This window comes from Sphaerisporangium sp. NPDC088356, from assembly GCF_040685555.1.
Lineage (GTDB): Bacteria > Actinomycetota > Actinomycetes > Streptosporangiales > Streptosporangiaceae > Sphaerisporangium.
On record NZ_JBFBIK010000024.1, the window covers coordinates 32,831 to 47,137 of the forward strand.

15 protein-coding genes are annotated in these 14,307 nt (G+C 69.2%); 8 read left to right on the forward strand and 7 right to left on the reverse strand.

Annotated elements, in window-relative coordinates:
- Positions 1-80: 80 nt before the first annotated feature.
- The 4 genes from AB0O34_RS12160 to AB0O34_RS12175 all read left to right on the forward strand — a co-directional run bounded on the left by AB0O34_RS12160 (position 81) and on the right by AB0O34_RS12175 (position 4,625).
- Positions 81-2,198: a (Fe-S)-binding protein gene (locus AB0O34_RS12160; protein ID WP_363915373.1), complete on the forward strand. Its 2,118-nt coding sequence runs from the start codon at positions 81-83 to the stop codon at positions 2,196-2,198.
- Positions 2,199-2,410: 212 nt separating this feature from the next.
- Positions 2,411-3,223, forward strand: coding sequence for a hypothetical protein (locus tag AB0O34_RS12165; protein ID WP_363915374.1), 813 nt, complete (start codon positions 2,411-2,413; stop codon positions 3,221-3,223).
- The gene (locus AB0O34_RS12170; protein WP_363915375.1) at positions 3,220-4,296 is read left to right on the forward strand and encodes a glycosyltransferase; all 1,077 of its coding nucleotides are present in this window, start codon (positions 3,220-3,222) and stop codon (positions 4,294-4,296) included. The genes AB0O34_RS12165 and AB0O34_RS12170 overlap by 4 nt, the downstream gene beginning before the upstream one ends.
- Positions 4,297-4,343: 47 nt before the next feature.
- On the forward strand, positions 4,344-4,625 hold the full coding sequence (locus AB0O34_RS12175) for a metal-sensitive transcriptional regulator (protein WP_262844753.1): 282 nt from the start codon (positions 4,344-4,346) through the stop codon (positions 4,623-4,625).
- Positions 4,626-4,738: 113 nt separating this feature from the next.
- Here AB0O34_RS12175 and AB0O34_RS12180 read toward each other — a convergent pair whose 3' ends face one another.
- The 4 genes from AB0O34_RS12180 to tnpA all read right to left on the reverse strand — a co-directional run bounded on the left by AB0O34_RS12180 (position 4,739) and on the right by tnpA (position 7,856).
- Positions 4,739-4,900: a hypothetical protein gene (locus tag AB0O34_RS12180; RefSeq protein WP_363915377.1), complete on the reverse strand. Its 162-nt coding sequence runs from the start codon at positions 4,898-4,900 to the stop codon at positions 4,739-4,741.
- A 230-nt stretch (positions 4,901-5,130) separates the two neighbouring features.
- Positions 5,131-6,483 (reverse strand): hypothetical protein, encoded by a 1,353-nt coding sequence (locus AB0O34_RS12185; protein ID WP_363915378.1) that lies wholly within the window; start codon positions 6,481-6,483, stop codon positions 5,131-5,133.
- A gap of 110 nt (positions 6,484-6,593) precedes the next feature.
- Positions 6,594-7,181, reverse strand: a complete 588-nt coding sequence (locus tag AB0O34_RS12190; protein ID WP_363915379.1) for a gamma carbonic anhydrase family protein — start codon at positions 7,179-7,181, stop codon at positions 6,594-6,596.
- A gap of 258 nt (positions 7,182-7,439) precedes the next feature.
- Positions 7,440-7,856 carry an IS200/IS605 family transposase gene (gene tnpA, locus AB0O34_RS12195; protein WP_363915380.1) on the reverse strand — a complete coding sequence of 139 codons (417 nt, stop codon included), beginning with the start codon at positions 7,854-7,856 and terminating at the stop codon, positions 7,440-7,442.
- A 69-nt stretch (positions 7,857-7,925) separates the two neighbouring features.
- Between tnpA and AB0O34_RS12200 the strand changes: the two genes are divergently transcribed.
- Together AB0O34_RS12200 and AB0O34_RS12205 are read left to right on the forward strand one after the other, a co-directional pair.
- A complete protein-coding gene (locus AB0O34_RS12200; protein WP_363915381.1) occupies positions 7,926-9,167 on the forward strand; it encodes an RNA-guided endonuclease TnpB family protein in 1,242 nt (413 codons plus the stop codon).
- Between the two features lie 111 nt (positions 9,168-9,278).
- Entirely contained in the window at positions 9,279-10,718 is a 1,440-nt protein-coding gene (locus AB0O34_RS12205; RefSeq protein WP_363915382.1) for a hypothetical protein, read from the forward strand.
- 104 nt (positions 10,719-10,822) lie between these two features.
- Here AB0O34_RS12205 and AB0O34_RS12210 read toward each other — a convergent pair whose 3' ends face one another.
- The 3 genes from AB0O34_RS12210 to AB0O34_RS12220 form a co-directional block, all read right to left on the reverse strand.
- Positions 10,823-11,110, reverse strand: coding sequence for a hypothetical protein (locus tag AB0O34_RS12210; RefSeq protein ID WP_363915383.1), 288 nt, complete (start codon positions 11,108-11,110; stop codon positions 10,823-10,825).
- Between the two features lie 62 nt (positions 11,111-11,172).
- Positions 11,173-11,922, reverse strand: coding sequence for a GntR family transcriptional regulator (locus AB0O34_RS12215; protein ID WP_363915384.1), 750 nt, complete (start codon positions 11,920-11,922; stop codon positions 11,173-11,175).
- A 152-nt stretch (positions 11,923-12,074) separates the two neighbouring features.
- A complete protein-coding gene (locus AB0O34_RS12220; protein ID WP_363915385.1) occupies positions 12,075-12,551 on the reverse strand; it encodes a VanZ family protein in 477 nt (158 codons plus the stop codon).
- A gap of 272 nt (positions 12,552-12,823) precedes the next feature.
- On the opposite strand from AB0O34_RS12220, the gene AB0O34_RS12225 reads away from it, so the two are divergent.
- Together AB0O34_RS12225 and AB0O34_RS12230 are read left to right on the forward strand one after the other, a co-directional pair.
- Entirely contained in the window at positions 12,824-13,183 is a 360-nt protein-coding gene (locus tag AB0O34_RS12225; protein WP_363915386.1) for a bifunctional 3-phenylpropionate/cinnamic acid dioxygenase ferredoxin subunit, read from the forward strand.
- Positions 13,180-14,295, forward strand: a complete 1,116-nt coding sequence (locus AB0O34_RS12230; protein ID WP_363915387.1) for an aromatic ring-hydroxylating dioxygenase subunit alpha — start codon at positions 13,180-13,182, stop codon at positions 14,293-14,295. The genes AB0O34_RS12225 and AB0O34_RS12230 overlap by 4 nt, the downstream gene beginning before the upstream one ends.
- Positions 14,296-14,307 lie beyond the last annotated feature (12 nt).

The window sequence follows — 14,307 nt, forward strand, 5'->3', positions numbered from 1 at the left end:
ATGACCGGTGTGTCTACGCTGGGCAGCCAACGCCGTAGTTTGGAGGACCCGTGCTCCTTGTAGCGATCATCGGACTTGTGATGACCGCTGTGGCAGTCGTGCTCGCAGGTCGCCGCGTGCTCTGGCTCCACAGCCTCGCCACAAGCGGCCAACCTGCCCCCGAACGGGTGCAATACGCCAAGGACAACATCGGCGCCGAGCTCAAGGCGCAGCTCGTCGAGGTGTTCGCCCAGAAGAAGCTGCTGAAGTGGACTCCCTCGGGCGTCGCCCACTTCGTGGTGTTCTGGGCCTTTGTGATCCTGGCGACGGTCTACCTGGAGGCGTACGGGGCGCTGATCCAGGGGGCGATCACCGGCAAGCCGGACTTCCACCTCCCTCTCGTCGGCACCTGGCCCCTCCTCGGGTTCCTCCAGGACTTCATCGCGATCGCCTGCGTTCTCGGTCTCGCGGGTTTCGCGGCCATCCGCATCGCGAACTCGCCGAAGAAGCGGGGCCGCGCCTCCCGGTTCGCGGGTTCCCACCTGGGCGGCGCTTGGCTGATCCTGTTCATGATCTTCAACGTGATCTGGTCGCTGTTCCTGTTCCGCGGCGCGGCGATCAACACGGGCAACTTCCCCTACCGCGCCGGCGCCTTCGGGTCCGAGGCCGCCGCCGCGCTACTCCGCCCCCTCGGCCACACCGCCAACGAGGTGCTCGAGAAGGTCGGCCTGCTCCTGCACATCGGGGTCATGCTGGTGTTCCTCGTGATCGTGGTGAATTCCAAGCACCTGCACATCTTCACGGCCCCGCTGAACGTCATGTTCTCGCGCCGCCCCGACGGCCTCGGCGCCGTGCCCGAGATGCGCAGCAACGGCAAGGTGCTCGACTTCGAGGAGGCGGACCCCGACACCGACGTCTTCGGGCGGGGCAAGATCGAGGACACGACCTGGAAGGGCTTCCTCGACTTCTACACCTGCACGGAGTGCGGCCGGTGCCAGTCGCAGTGCCCGGCCTGGAACACCGACAAGCCGCTGTCGCCCAAGATGCTCATCCTCGACCAGCGCGACCACGCCTTCGCGATCGCGCCGTACCTGCTCGCGAGCGAGGAGGAGCGGGCGAACCTTCCCGAGGACGTCCTGGCCCTGGCGGGCAAGCCGCTGGTCGGCGAGGACGGCGTGATCCACCCCGACGTGTTGTGGTCCTGCACCAACTGCGGCGCGTGCGTCGAGCAGTGCCCGGTGGACATCGAGCACATCGACCACATCATGGACATGCGCCGCTACCAGGTCATGATCGAGTCGAACTTCCCGTCCGAGGCGGGCGTCATGCTCAAGAACCTCGAGAACAAGGGCAACCCGTGGGGCGTGTCCGAGATGAAGCGGGCCGAGTGGATCGAGGAGCTGGCCTCCCGGCCGGTCGACCCGATCGAGGTCCTGGTCATCGACGAGAAGGCCCCCGACGACCTCGAATACCTCTTCTGGGTCGGCTGCGCCGGCGCTCTCGAGGACCGCGCCAAGAAGACCACCAAGGCCGTCGCCGAGCTGCTCCACATCGCCGGCGTGAAGTTCGGGGTGCTCGGCCCGATGGAGGCGTGCACCGGTGACCCGGCGCGCCGCCTGGGCATGGAGTTCCTGTTCAACATGCTCGCCCAGCAGAACATCGAGACGCTGAAGGAGGCCGGGATCAAGAAGATCGTGGCCACCTGCCCGCACTGCTTCAACACCCTCGCCAACGAGTATCCCCAGCTCGGCGGCATGTTCGAGGTGGTACACCACACCCAGCTGCTGGCCCATCTGGTCGAGGAGGGCAAGCTCACCCCGATCACGCCGATCGAGGAGAAGATCACCTACCACGACCCGTGCTTCCTCGGCCGCCACAACAAGGTGTACGCCCAGCCGCGCGACATCATGGCGAAGGTGCCCGGGGTCCAGACCCAGGAGATGCACCGCTGCAAGGACCGCGGCTTCTGCTGCGGCGCCGGTGGCGCGCGCATGTGGATGGAAGAGCGCATCGGCAAGCGCATCAACACCGAACGCGTGGACGAGGCGCTGACCACCGATCCCGACACCGTCTCCACCGCCTGCCCGTTCTGCCTGGTCATGCTCGGGGACGCGATCAACGAGAAGAAGAACAGCGGCCAGGCGAAGGAGTCGCTGGAGGTCGTGGACGTGGCACAGCTCCTCATCACCTCGGTGAAGGGCCAGCCCGTGAAGGCCTGACACCCGTGGCGGACGGGCGTGCCGGCGACCGTACGAAGATCGTCGGCACGCCCGTCCGCGTACGTGGCCGGAGGAACGTCTCCGCCTGTGGAGCGGCTGGGACGGCCCCGTCCAACGGGCGAAAGACGGGGACCGAAAACCTTTCTCCACATATCGGGAAAGTCACGGTAACCTCAACGTCGCGGGGCTCGATCGACGGGGAGGGAGCGCCGGTGCGCGTTGTCGTAACCGATGCCGAGGTCACCATGGCCGATGTCCTCTCGCTTCGCCTTGCCATCGAGGTGCCGCTGGCGGACGGCGCGCAGCTCATCCTGCGGCAGCGGGGCACCGGCGTCGAGACCAAGGTCATGCTCGGCACCTCGGGGGCGGAGGTGCGCGAGGCCTCCGTCGCGGTGTCGCTGGCGCCGCTCGGGCTGAGTCCGGGCCGCTGGGACGCCTACCTGCAGCACGAGCCGCCCGCCGAGGAGCGCACCCGCACCCGCATCCAGTCCGTCGATCCGGGCTTCTCCCTCGACCGGCTGGACGCCTACGCGCTGAGCAGGCGCACGCTCGCCTACCGCGCCTATCGCACGCTCAACGGCTACCTCGCCGTCAAGATCACCCAGGCCGAGCCCGTGGCCGACGTCCGCGCGGTGTGGTTCCGCGAGGGCCGTTTCGAGGTCACCGGGCTGCTGGCCTACACCGGATTCGAGGACGACGACGCCCACCACACCGCCCGCCTCGCCCTGCGCCGCGCGGCCGGGCCGGAGACGGCGGTCACGGCCGCCGCGACCGTGAAGGGGGTGCGGTTCCACGCCGCGCTGTCCCTGTGCGACGTCATCGCGGCCACGCCCGAGTACGAGGGGCTGTGGGAGCCGTCACTGGAGGTGGACGGCATCGACGTGCCGCTGGCCCTGGGAGGGCGCATCGACGACGTCGACGGCAAGCGCCGCCGGGTGCACTACCCCGACACCAAGGTCGACGGCGTGCCGGTACGCCCCTGCTACACCGTGGACGACGAGCTCCGTCTCGAGGTGGGCGGATGAAGATCTGCTTCCTGATCCCCTCGGCGTACGGCATGCGGGGCGACACCCGGGCCGTGCTCAACCTCGCGACCGAGCTGGTGTCCCGGCACGAGGTGGAGATCGTCAGCGTCAGGAGGGTCCGCGAGACCCCGTTCTTCCCGGTCGACCCGCGGATCGCGCTTCGATGGCTCATCGACGCCCGGCCGGGCGTCCGCCACCTGCTGCCCCGGGGGCAGATGCGCACGGAGGTGGCGCTCTGGCGCACCCTGCGCGGCCTGCGCTGCGACGTGCTGGTGACCACGCGCCCGGGTCTCAGCGTGCAGGCCGCCCGGCACGTTCCACGCGAGACCGTGCGCATCGCACGCGACTGGAGCCGCCCGGCCGTCCCCGGGCCGGTCCGCAGGTTCTATCCCAAGCTGGACGCGGTCGTCACCTCCACAGAGACGGCCAAGGACGAGTTCGCCCGGATCCTCGAAGGCGCGGAAGGGCCGCCCGTCCACGTCATCCCCGACGCGCTTCCCCAGGGGCCGTGGCCGCGCTCGCGCATGGACAACCGCGTCGTGTCGGCGGGCGGCCGGTGGCTGCCCGGCAAGGCGTTCGACCGGCTCATCGAGGCCTTCGCGATCGTGACCGACAAGCGGCCCGACTGGCGGCTGCGCCTGTACGGCGGCGGTCCCGAGGAGAAGCGGCTCCGGGCGCTGGTCGGCCGGCTCGACCTGCACAACAACGTCTACTTCATGGGCACCACCCCGGACCTGCAGGGGGAGTTCGCCAAGGCGTCGATCGTGGCCGTCACCTCGCACGCCGAGACGCCGGGCATGACGGTGATCGAGGCGCTCGGGTGCGGCGTTCCGGTGGTCGGGTTCGAGGGCACGCGCGGGCCCGGAGAGTTCGTGACGCCCGGTCGCGACAGCGTGCTGGTGCCACGGAGCGAGGGGGAGATCGAGGCGTACGCCTCGGCGCTGCTGGCCCTGATCGACGACGAGCGCCGCCGTATGGTGCTGGCGGCCGGAGCGCTGGAGTCGGCCGCGGGCCACGCCGCCCCGGTCATCGCGAACCGGTGGGAGACGCTGGTGGACAGCCTCCGGCCCTGAGGTGCGGCGTCCCATCGCCAATACCCCGAAGAGGTATTCTGGGCATTATGCATGGGTACAGCGGAGACAAGCAGGCATATCTCACCAGGCTCCGGCGGATCGAGGGGCAGATCCGCGGGCTCCAACGCATGGTCGAGGAAGATTCCTACTGCATCGACATCCTCACCCAGGTGTCGGCCGCCACGCGCGCCTTGCAGGCCGTGGCGCTCGGGCTCCTGGAGGACCATATCGGCCACTGCGTGACGGATGCCATCAACGCTGGTGGGCCTGAGGCCGAGGAGAAGGTCAAGGAGGCCTCCGCGGCCATCGCGAGGCTAGTGCGCTCGTAGCGGTTTCGGGGGTTTCCCGGCCTGGCCGGACTAGTCCGGCAGAGTGGTCATGGATCCTTTCGCAAAACCGTCCCGAACCCTTGAGGAGTCCGGGACCGGTTCCGCGAGCATCTTCAGCGACTCACCGGAGTCCGCAATCCAAGCGCGTTGTCGAGCTCATCCAAGGTCAGCTCTCGCTCGCTGACAGCGACGGCGCTGAGCACCTCCGCGTAGAGCGCGATCTCGTCCAACGCGACACGGTCATGGACCCGTGAGTCCAGGTAGTCGTGCCCCACCGCGTCGTCCTTCCTTCCGCAGCCCACACCCACTTCGAGGTTACGACCGGGTGGCTTTCGACGACATGGCCCATCGGGACCATTCGTCAGGGCGACCCGAGTCCCTGTGGAACCATTTCCCGGATCCGAGATCACAATTCAGCCAAATCCCCAGATGGCTGGACGGGGAATGATATACGCGAAGTAAGTACGAAATAACCTGTTAAAGCGTTTAGATCATGGCACCCAGGTCATGTGTGGCGAATCCATTCGGATGAGGTTCCTGGGACTCCAGGAAGCGGATCATCGCGCTCGTGGATCAGGCAGTCGGCCGTCGCCGCGGACGTGGGGAAGCCGCGCGGGGGAGGCTCCGTACCTGTCAGCCGGCACCAGGCGAGCCCGGTCGCGTACCCGGCCCCCAGCAGAGCCGCCGCCGCTCCCCTGCCGGGCGGCCGGAGGGCAGGCGGAGGCTCGCCCGCCCGGGGCCAGCAGCCACGCAGAGGGTGGCGGGGCTCGGAGAGCGTCACGTAGTACGTCTGCCGCAGCTCGGAGTCCAGCCACGGGTACAGCCGGGTCGCGACCTCCGGCGCCACGGCCTTGACGTCGGCGGCCAGCAGCGACGCCGCCACCGCGCGCGGGTCGGCGCCGTGGGCGCTCACGAACGACAGCGCCCGCACCATGTCGTACAGCGTGTGCCGGAAATGCTCACCCGGCGAGGTCTCGGCGAGTACCGCGCCCTCCAGGTGCGCCGGGCAGCGCGCGAGCCAGGCCTGCCGGATGGTCGCCGCGTCCCAGGCCGGGTGGTCGAGCCAGGGCTGGGCCCGCAGGGGCTCCACCATCGCCAGCAGGGCGGCGGCGCGGGGGCCGAACCGGGGATCGGCGAGCAGGACGCGGGCCGTGTCGGCCACCAGCCCGGCGAGGCGCAGCGCCGCGCCCTGGGCCCCGCCGCCCAGCCGCTCGGCGTAGAGCGCCACCAGCGCGTCCAGCGGCGTCGGGGGCAGCCACCGCACCCAGTCGTCCCCCGGCAGCGGTCGCGCGAGGAACTCCCCGAACATGGACAGCACCACCTCGTTGCCGTCGAACGCCGGGGCGTAGGCGCACCACATGATGGTGCCCCACATCGTGGCAACCGTCGCGGGGACGTCCGCGTAGAACATCGAGCGGAGCGGCCCCACGACGAACGAGGCGTCCTGCTTCATCCCCCGGTTGGCGTCGAGCAGCGCCCGTAGCCGCTGGGTCACCTCGTGGGGCACGTCAGGGCCGACGAAGGCCTGGGTGGACCCCCGGTCGAAGGCCAGGTCGGCGGCCCTGGGCAGGAGATGCTCGGGGATGAGCGGCGCCGGATGCGGAGCACGCGCGGAAGCGCGGGCGCGGGGGTCGGCGGGAGGCGCGGACAGGTGCCACTGCCCGTCGGCCGGGTCGTGGCGGTACCAGCGGGCGTGGCGGCCGAACAGCCAGCAGCCGTCGTCGGGGGTGAGCAGCAGGCGGGCCGCCATCGCCTGGGCCTGGGTGTGTGCGGGGACGTCGGCCCAGCGCGGGTCCGCGATCATGACGCGGACATCCCGCTCGATCGCGTCGAAAGGGTCCCACTGCACGGCGGCCATGCTACTGGGGGCGGATCACGGAGTCCGAGGTGTTCACCTCCGCCACACATCCGTTACTTCACGCCACGCGGTCTCATCCGACACGTCGCCACACATCCGGTACTCCCGGGTCACAGGCGCGTACCAGGGTCGGACGTCACCGGCCGGGCGGCGCGGTGGCGCGCGGCCTTGGCCACGTAGGTTTCCGGCGTGCGGGCGAACGTGGCACGGTCGCGGTCCGTCAGCTCGCGGACGACCGTGCCGGGAACCCCCGCGACCAGCACCCCGCTGGGGATCTTCTTGCCGGGGGTCACCACGCATCCGGCCGCGACCAGCGAGCCCGCGCCGATCCTCGCGCCGTTCAGCACGACGGCGCCGATGCCCACCAGCGCGCCGGTCTCGACGTGCGCGCCGTGCACCACGGCGCGGTGGCCGAGGCTCACCCGGCTCTCCAGAACGGCGGGCAGGCCGGGGTCGGCGTGCAGGCAGCACAGATCCTGGATGTTGCACTCCTCGCCCACCTCGATCGCCTCGTCCTCGCCGCGCAGCACCGCGCCGTACCAGACGTTCGCGGCGCGCGCGAGCCGTACCCGGCCCACCACGACGGCGGTGGGCGCCACGTAGGCTTCGGGATGGATGGACGGCACACCCGTGTCGAGCGCCGCGATGTACGGCGAGGCCACAGGCGCCGCCGGGCCCGGGAAAGTCGGCTCGCTCATGAGATCGATGATCTCATGAGGGCCTCGGCCGGTTTCTCGGTCTTGCCACCGGAAGGCACTCATACGACCGGAAGAGGTCAGGCGTTCGGGTTGCGGACTTGGGCAGATGGCAGGAAAGTCGTGTCCTGACGTGTCGTTACCGGGAAGCCGCCGAAGGCCCTGTCCCTTCAGGGCGGGGATGGATGCGGTCCCCTTCCTTTAGGGGATGGCCCGCCGTCAGGCGAAACAACCCGTAGCGCGTGGCGGGGATCTGTGATGTCAGGTGGGGCGACGCTGGTGTTCGATGTACTGCTTGATGATCGTGAGAGGTGCGCCGCCGCAGGAGGCGGCGAAATAGGACGGCGACCAGAAGGGGCCGTGCATGATGGCATGGTTGACCCGTCCGGTGAACTCTTTGCGCAGGTAGTGCGAGGACACGCCCTTCAGTGAGTTGACCAGCTTGGAGATCGCGACTTTGGGTGGGTAGTGGACGAGCAGGTGGACGTGGTCGTGCTCGCCGTTGAACTCGCGCAGTTCGGTCTCGAAGCTGTCGCAGACCTCGATCATGATTTCTTCGCAGCGGCGCAGCATCGCTTCGTCGAACACGTTGTGCCGGTACTTGGTGACGAAGACCAGATGAACATGCATCGCGGAAACTACGTGTCGTCCGCGTCGATATTCGGCTTCGAGGGTCATAGACCTGATGTTAATGTGTTCGATTAGTGGGTGGGGTGTCGCTGCTGGTCTGGTTGGGGATGGGTCGAGGTGAAGCTGCGTTACAACTACCGGCTCTACCCTGACGCGCCTCAGCGGGAGATGCTGGCCAAGACGTTCGGGTGTGCCCGGGTGGTCTGGAACGATGCTGTGGCGGCGCGGAAGGCAGCCCGAAGGGCCGGGCTGGGGTTCATCGGGGACGCCGAGATCCAGCGTCTGGTGCTCACCGCCGCGAAGAAGACCCCCGGGCGGGCGTGGCTGGGCGAGGTGTCCTCGGTCGTGCTGCAGCAGTCGGTCCGCGATGTGAACACCGCGTACAAGAACTTCTTCGACTCGGTGTCGGGTAAGCGTAAGGGCCCGAAGATGGGCTTGCCGGTTTTCAAGTCCCGCCACGACCACCGGCAGGCAGTCAGGTTCACCACCAACGCCTTCTCAGTGACCGGCGAGGGCCGCCTGTATCTGGCGAAGATCGGGCAGGTGGAGGTTCGCTGGTCACGTGAGCTGCCCGCGGCTCCCTCCTCGGTCACGGTCATCAAGGACGCCGCCGGACGGTATTTCGCCTCGTTTGTCATCGAGGCCGACGACAGCGGTCAGGTTCTGCCCGTGGCCGATACCGAGAGCGGGATCGATCTGGGGCTCACCCATTATGCGATCCTCAGTAACGGGGAGAAGATCGCGAACCCGAAATGGTTGCGGCGCAGGGAGAAGAAGCTCGCCCGGCTGCAGCGGTCGCTGTCACGCAAGAAGAAGGGATCGAGCAACCGGGACAAAGCGCGGGCGCGGGTCGCCCGCCAGCATGCCAAGGTCGCCGACGCCCGCCGTGATTTCCTGCATCAGACCAGCACCTCGATCATCCGCGAGAACCAAGTGGTGCATGTCGAGGCGCTGTCGGTGCGGGGTCTGGCGCGGGGCCGGTTGGCCAAGTCCGTGAACGACGCGAGTTGGGGGGCGTTCCTCACCCTGGTGGGAGGCAAGGCCGCCCGGTACGGGCGTGCCCTGGTGAAGATCGACCGCTGGTATCCGTCCTCCCAGCTGTGCCCCTGCTGCGGGTGGGGGGTCGGCAAACTCCCTTTGGATGTGCGAGATTGGGACTGCCGGTCCTGCGGTGAGCACCACGACCGCGACATCGCCGCGGCGATCAACATTCTGCTTGAGGGGCAGCGCCTCACCGGTACGACCGTGGCCGCCGGGCTGGCTGGACACGGCATAAACGACTGTGGAGGGCAGGTAAGACCAGGTGAGGCAACTCCGACCCTGGCCCCGCCCGGAACCTACGACGCGCAAGCGGCGTAGCAGAAGCAGTAAGAACCCCACGGCGACGTGGGGGAGTCCCCGGCGTTCACGCCGGGGAGGATGTCAACAAAGCACGACCCCCACTCGATTCAAGACCCCCAGGGCTCAGCCATGACGAACCAGCACGACAGCTTTCCCGACATGATGCACGAGGACCTCGGCTTCGAGGTGGTGATGCGTGGATACAGCCGCCGGCAGGTCCACGATCACATGGTCAGAACGCGCAACCAGATCCGTGATCTCGAGGAACGGCTGGCGCGGGCCATCGATCAGGCCGAGCAGGGCCGCATCGAGCTCGGAGAGGCCCGCCGCCGCCTGGCCGAGGCCCCTCAGGACTACGACGAGCTCGGTCAGCGGCTGAGCCAGATTCTGAAGCTCGCGGAGGAGGAGGCGATCTCCAAGCGCGAGACCGCCGACGCCGACGCCACCAAGACGCGTGAGGACGCCGCGGCCGAGTCCGAGCGCATCCTCACGGCCGCCCAGACCGAGGCCGAGCGCCGCGTGGACGAGGCGACGACCGCCGCCGAGCGCCTGCTCGCGCAGGCGGGCTCGGATGCCGAGGAGACGCTCGGCGCCGCGCGTGCCGAGTCCGAGGAGACCCTGCGCAGCGCCCGCGCCGAGGCCGACCGGTCGCTCACCGCCGCGCGCCACGACGCCGAGCGGCTGGTGTCCGAGGCGAACAACCAGGCCGAGGCGACCCTCGCGTCCGCCAAGGCCGACGCCGAGGCGACGCTGAAGGCGGCACGGGCCGAGGCCGCCGACACGCTGGCCGCCGCGCGCGAGCGCGCCGACTCGCTCGACGAGCACACCGGCCGCCGGGTGACTTTCCTCACCGACACCCACACTGAGGTCATGCGCCGGCTCAACGAGATGGGCTCCGTGCTGACCGACCTGCTGCACCGCGAGGGCACCGCGGGCGCGCTGATCGACGAGTCCGCCGTGCTACCGCCCCGGCCCACCGTGGGCTCCGTCGACGACCTGCGCCACGACGACGGGCCCGCCGCCGAGGAGCTGGAGTCCGTACGGGTCGTCCTCGGCGACTCAGACGGGGACGACGACCGTCTCGGCCGCGACGGAGCGGCGTTCGGCCCCGCCGACGTGCCGGACGTGCCCGACGCCGACCACGCCGGCGACGCGCAGGGGTTCGCCGACGGCGGCTACGCGGGCGATGCCGGCCGGCCCGCCGTCGGCGGCTACGCGGACGCCTATGACGAGGACGACGCCCGCGACCCCCGCGCGGCGAACGTGCACGCGGCGAACGACGTGCATGCCGCGAATGATGTGCACGCGGCGAACGACGTCCACAAGGACGACGACGAGGACGGGCACGTGCACGTGCTGCAGGACGCCCACGAGCTGGGTGATTCCAGCGAGCCGGTCGAGGTCGGCGGGCGTGGCGACGCGCACGCGATCGACGGCTCGCATCACGGCAACGATCACGATGGTCCCGGCAAGGGGCGGATCCGCGGTTTTTTCGAGGGGACCGACGTCCACCTGAGCCGGGTGCCCGACCAGTCCGGCGGTGACGGGCTTCCAGCTCACCGGCAGTAGCGGGCCGCGTCTCGCGCGCCCCGGGCCGTGGCGCCCGGCGGAAACCTCCGCCCCCGATCGGGTCGGAGGTTTCCGCGCTTTCCCGTCGCGGGCGTGGCCCGCGATCAGGTCTCGCGATCGATTGAGGACATGCACTCCTGCTGCTCCAGCAGCCTCTCGCGCAGGCCCTCCGGATCATCGGCGTCGATCGTCATGGCACATCCCGCGTCACGTTCCTCTTCGGTGAGCGGGTGGTGCCGGGTGGCCCACCACCGGCCGGCGTCGCTCCTCCAGATCGTCCAATCGGGGAACTCCCGGGCGATTTCGGCGAGGTGCCGGTCAAACGACATCCCGTCCACCCTTCCCGCGGTGAGGGCCAGGTTTGTACCGTTCCCCCTCACGTTGAGGGACATCTCTAGAGAAATCAATGTTCGGGGTGGACAGGTCAACCTAACGCTTGACGGCAGCTCTTGACTCAGGCGTCGAAGTCGTACTGAAGTACATACGACGCGCCGTCCATGATCATCTTGTTGAGCTCGACCGCCATGCCTCCGGAGGCGTACGCCGACCTGCACACCTCGATCACCGGGGTTCCGGCGGGCAGCCCCAGCTTGGCGGCCTCCTCGGGCGTGGGCATCCTGGCGCGGACCTCCTCGGTGAAGTGCGCGGGCGCGTGCCCGAGGTCGCGCAGCCGGGCGTAGACGCCGCCCGGGCCGGTGTCCTCCGCCGTGATCGGGGATTGCGTGACGAGTTCGGCCGGAAAGTGGGATGCCGCGAGCTGCACCGCCCGTCCGTCCACGGAGTAGCGGCGCCGCCGTACCCACACTTCGTCGCAGCCCAGCACCCGCGCGGCGTCGTCGGCCGCCGCCTCGCGGGTGATGGTGAGGTCGTCGACCGTGTACGGGCGGCCGGTCGTGTCGGAGTCCCAGATGGCCTTGCCCGCGCCCCACTGCTCGCGCGAGAGGCGGCGAGACCCGTGCCGCCTGATCGGCCGGAACTGCCGTACGTAGACCCCCGAGCCGCGCCTCGGCACGGCCATGCCTTCGTTGATGAGGACGGCGAGCGCCTGCCTCGCCGTGGCCCGGGCTATGCCGTACTCGGACATGAGGGCGTTCTCGCCCGGCAGCCGGTCCCCATCGCGGAACTCGCCGGTCGCGATCGCCTGGCGTAGGCGATCGGCGATCCGGCGATAGATCGGGGGTTCGTGAGGTACCGGGGATTCCATCACGCTCTATCACCCTCAGTCACCAAAGCGGTCTGCGTCTCCAGAGAACTTGCCCCGCCTTGTCCACGATCGCACAGATACGAAGGTTGGTCCCGTGCTTCTTTTGTGCGAATCGTGCCCGTGTGGTGATCTTCGGGCCTTTTCCGGGGCCGTTACTGTGGACCGGTCCCAACCGTGGCCGGCGCCGCGTGCCATGGCCGCGTGGCGAGGCCCGCGAGTACGGCTCCCGCCGCGTTGAGGAGGACGTCGTCCACCGACGACACGCGGCCGAGCCGCAGGCCGTACTGCAGCGCCTCCACGGTGACCGACAGGGCCCCGGCGAGGAGGGCGAGGCGCCACAGGCGGGTGAAGTAGGGCGAGCGGATCGGCAGGAGCGCGCCGAGTGCGGCGAAGACCAGGAGATTGCCTCCCACCTGCGCGAACGCCGCTCCGAACGGGCCGCTCGCCAGCTCGGCGAGATCGCGCAGCGGCACGAGGCTGACCCCCGGGGTCCGGCCGGGAGTGAGGATCATCCACAGCCAGGGAAGGGTGCCGGCGACCGCGAAGACGTCCGCGTAAGCCGTACGGGCGGGGTGCGGATGGCCGCCGCGGGCGCGCCGCCGGGCCAGCAGGTGCGCCACGAGGACCACGACAGGCAGCCACAAAACTGTAGCTAAGACGACATATCCCCAGAGGTGCCATTCAAGCCGCATGGCGGACATCTTTCCGGATGGCGGCTCGGTGCCGGGAAGAAGTCCCGGCGTGCGCCCGGGACGCATCGAGTAACAGGAAGCTGGCTTCGGAGGAAGGCCATCTCCACGCCGTCCGCCCCCGCAGGTGTATTGACAGGCGGCTCACCTGGGACGCAATCTGTTGCGCATAGCGAGTCCCGTTCCGCGATTCACAACTGAGGGGTATCCACGTGATCCCAGCGTGTCCCCTCGCGGCTCTGCCGCGGGGCGAGGCCCACCGGCTCGACATCGATCCGCCCGTGGCCGTATTCCACACCGATGACGGCGAGATCTACGCCGTCGACGACACCTGCACGCACCAGGACGCCTCCCTCGCCGATGGGTGGCTGGAAGGCTGCGAGATTGAGTGCCCGCTCCACTCCAGCCGTTTCGACCTGCGGACCGGCCAGGTGGACAGCCCGCCCGCCAAGCTCGCCGTTCGCACCCACGGGGTCGTGGTCGAGGACGGGATGATCTACGTGGTGCCGTCCGAAGCGGCCCCCAACCTCCCGCCGGGCGTGACGGCGGGGCGACCGAGGAGTGACTCGTGAGCACGTCGAGCCTGCTCGCCACCCTTGCCGGCGGCCTGTACACCGACGAGAACGTCTTCGCCCTCGAACAGCAGCGCATCTTCGAGTCGATGTGGTTCTGCGTGGCCAGGTCGGACGACCTCGGAAAGCCGGGCACGTTCCGCACCGTCCAGGTGGGGCGCGAGAACATCATCGTCAGCCGCGCCAGGGACGGCTCGATCCGCGCGTTCCTCAACGTCTGCCGGCACCGGGGCGCCCGCATCTGCACGGAGGAGTCCGGCGAGGTCCGGCGGGCCTTCCAGTGCGCGTACCACGCGTGGACGTACGACCTCGAAGGCAAGCTCATCGCGGCGCCGAACCTCACCAAGATGCCCGACATCGACCGGGTCGAGTACGGCCTGGTGAACGTGCACGTGCGCGAGTGGATCGGGTACGTCTGGGTGTGCCTCGCCGACGAGCCCCCCTCGTTCGAGGAGGACGTGCTCGGCGCGGTCGTGACCCGCCTGGGCGACCTCGCCTCGATCGAGAACTACGGCATCGAGAACCTCAAGGTCGGCCGCAGGATCGTCTACGACGTCAAGGCGAACTGGAAGCTGATCGTCGAGAACTTCATGGAGTGCTACCACTGCGCGACGATCCATCCCGAGCTGACCGAGGTGCTGCCCGAGTTCGCCGACGGGTACGCGGCGCAGTACTTCGTCGGCCACGGCGCCGCCTTCGGTTCCGGCATCGAGGGGTTCACGGTCGACGGCTCGCCGGGGGTCGACCGCATCCCGGGCGTGCGCGACGACCAGGACCGCCGCTACTACGCGATCACCATCAAGCCGCAGGTCTTCGTCAACCTCGTGCCCGACCACGCGATCGTGCACAGGATGTTCCCGCTCGCGGCCGGCCGCACGGTCGTGGAGTGCGACTGGCTGTTCCTTCCCGAGGTCGTTGACGGCGGCAAGGACCTCGGCCCGTCCGTCGAGCTCTTCCACAAGGTCAACGTGCAGGACTTCGACGCGTGCGAGCGCTGCCAGCCGGCGATGAGCTCCCGCGCGTACGCGAACGGCGGCGTGCTCGTGCCGAGCGAGCACCACATCGCGGGCTTCCATGACTGGGTCGCGGGAAAGCTCGGCATCGGCGGCTGAACCCCCGGCGCT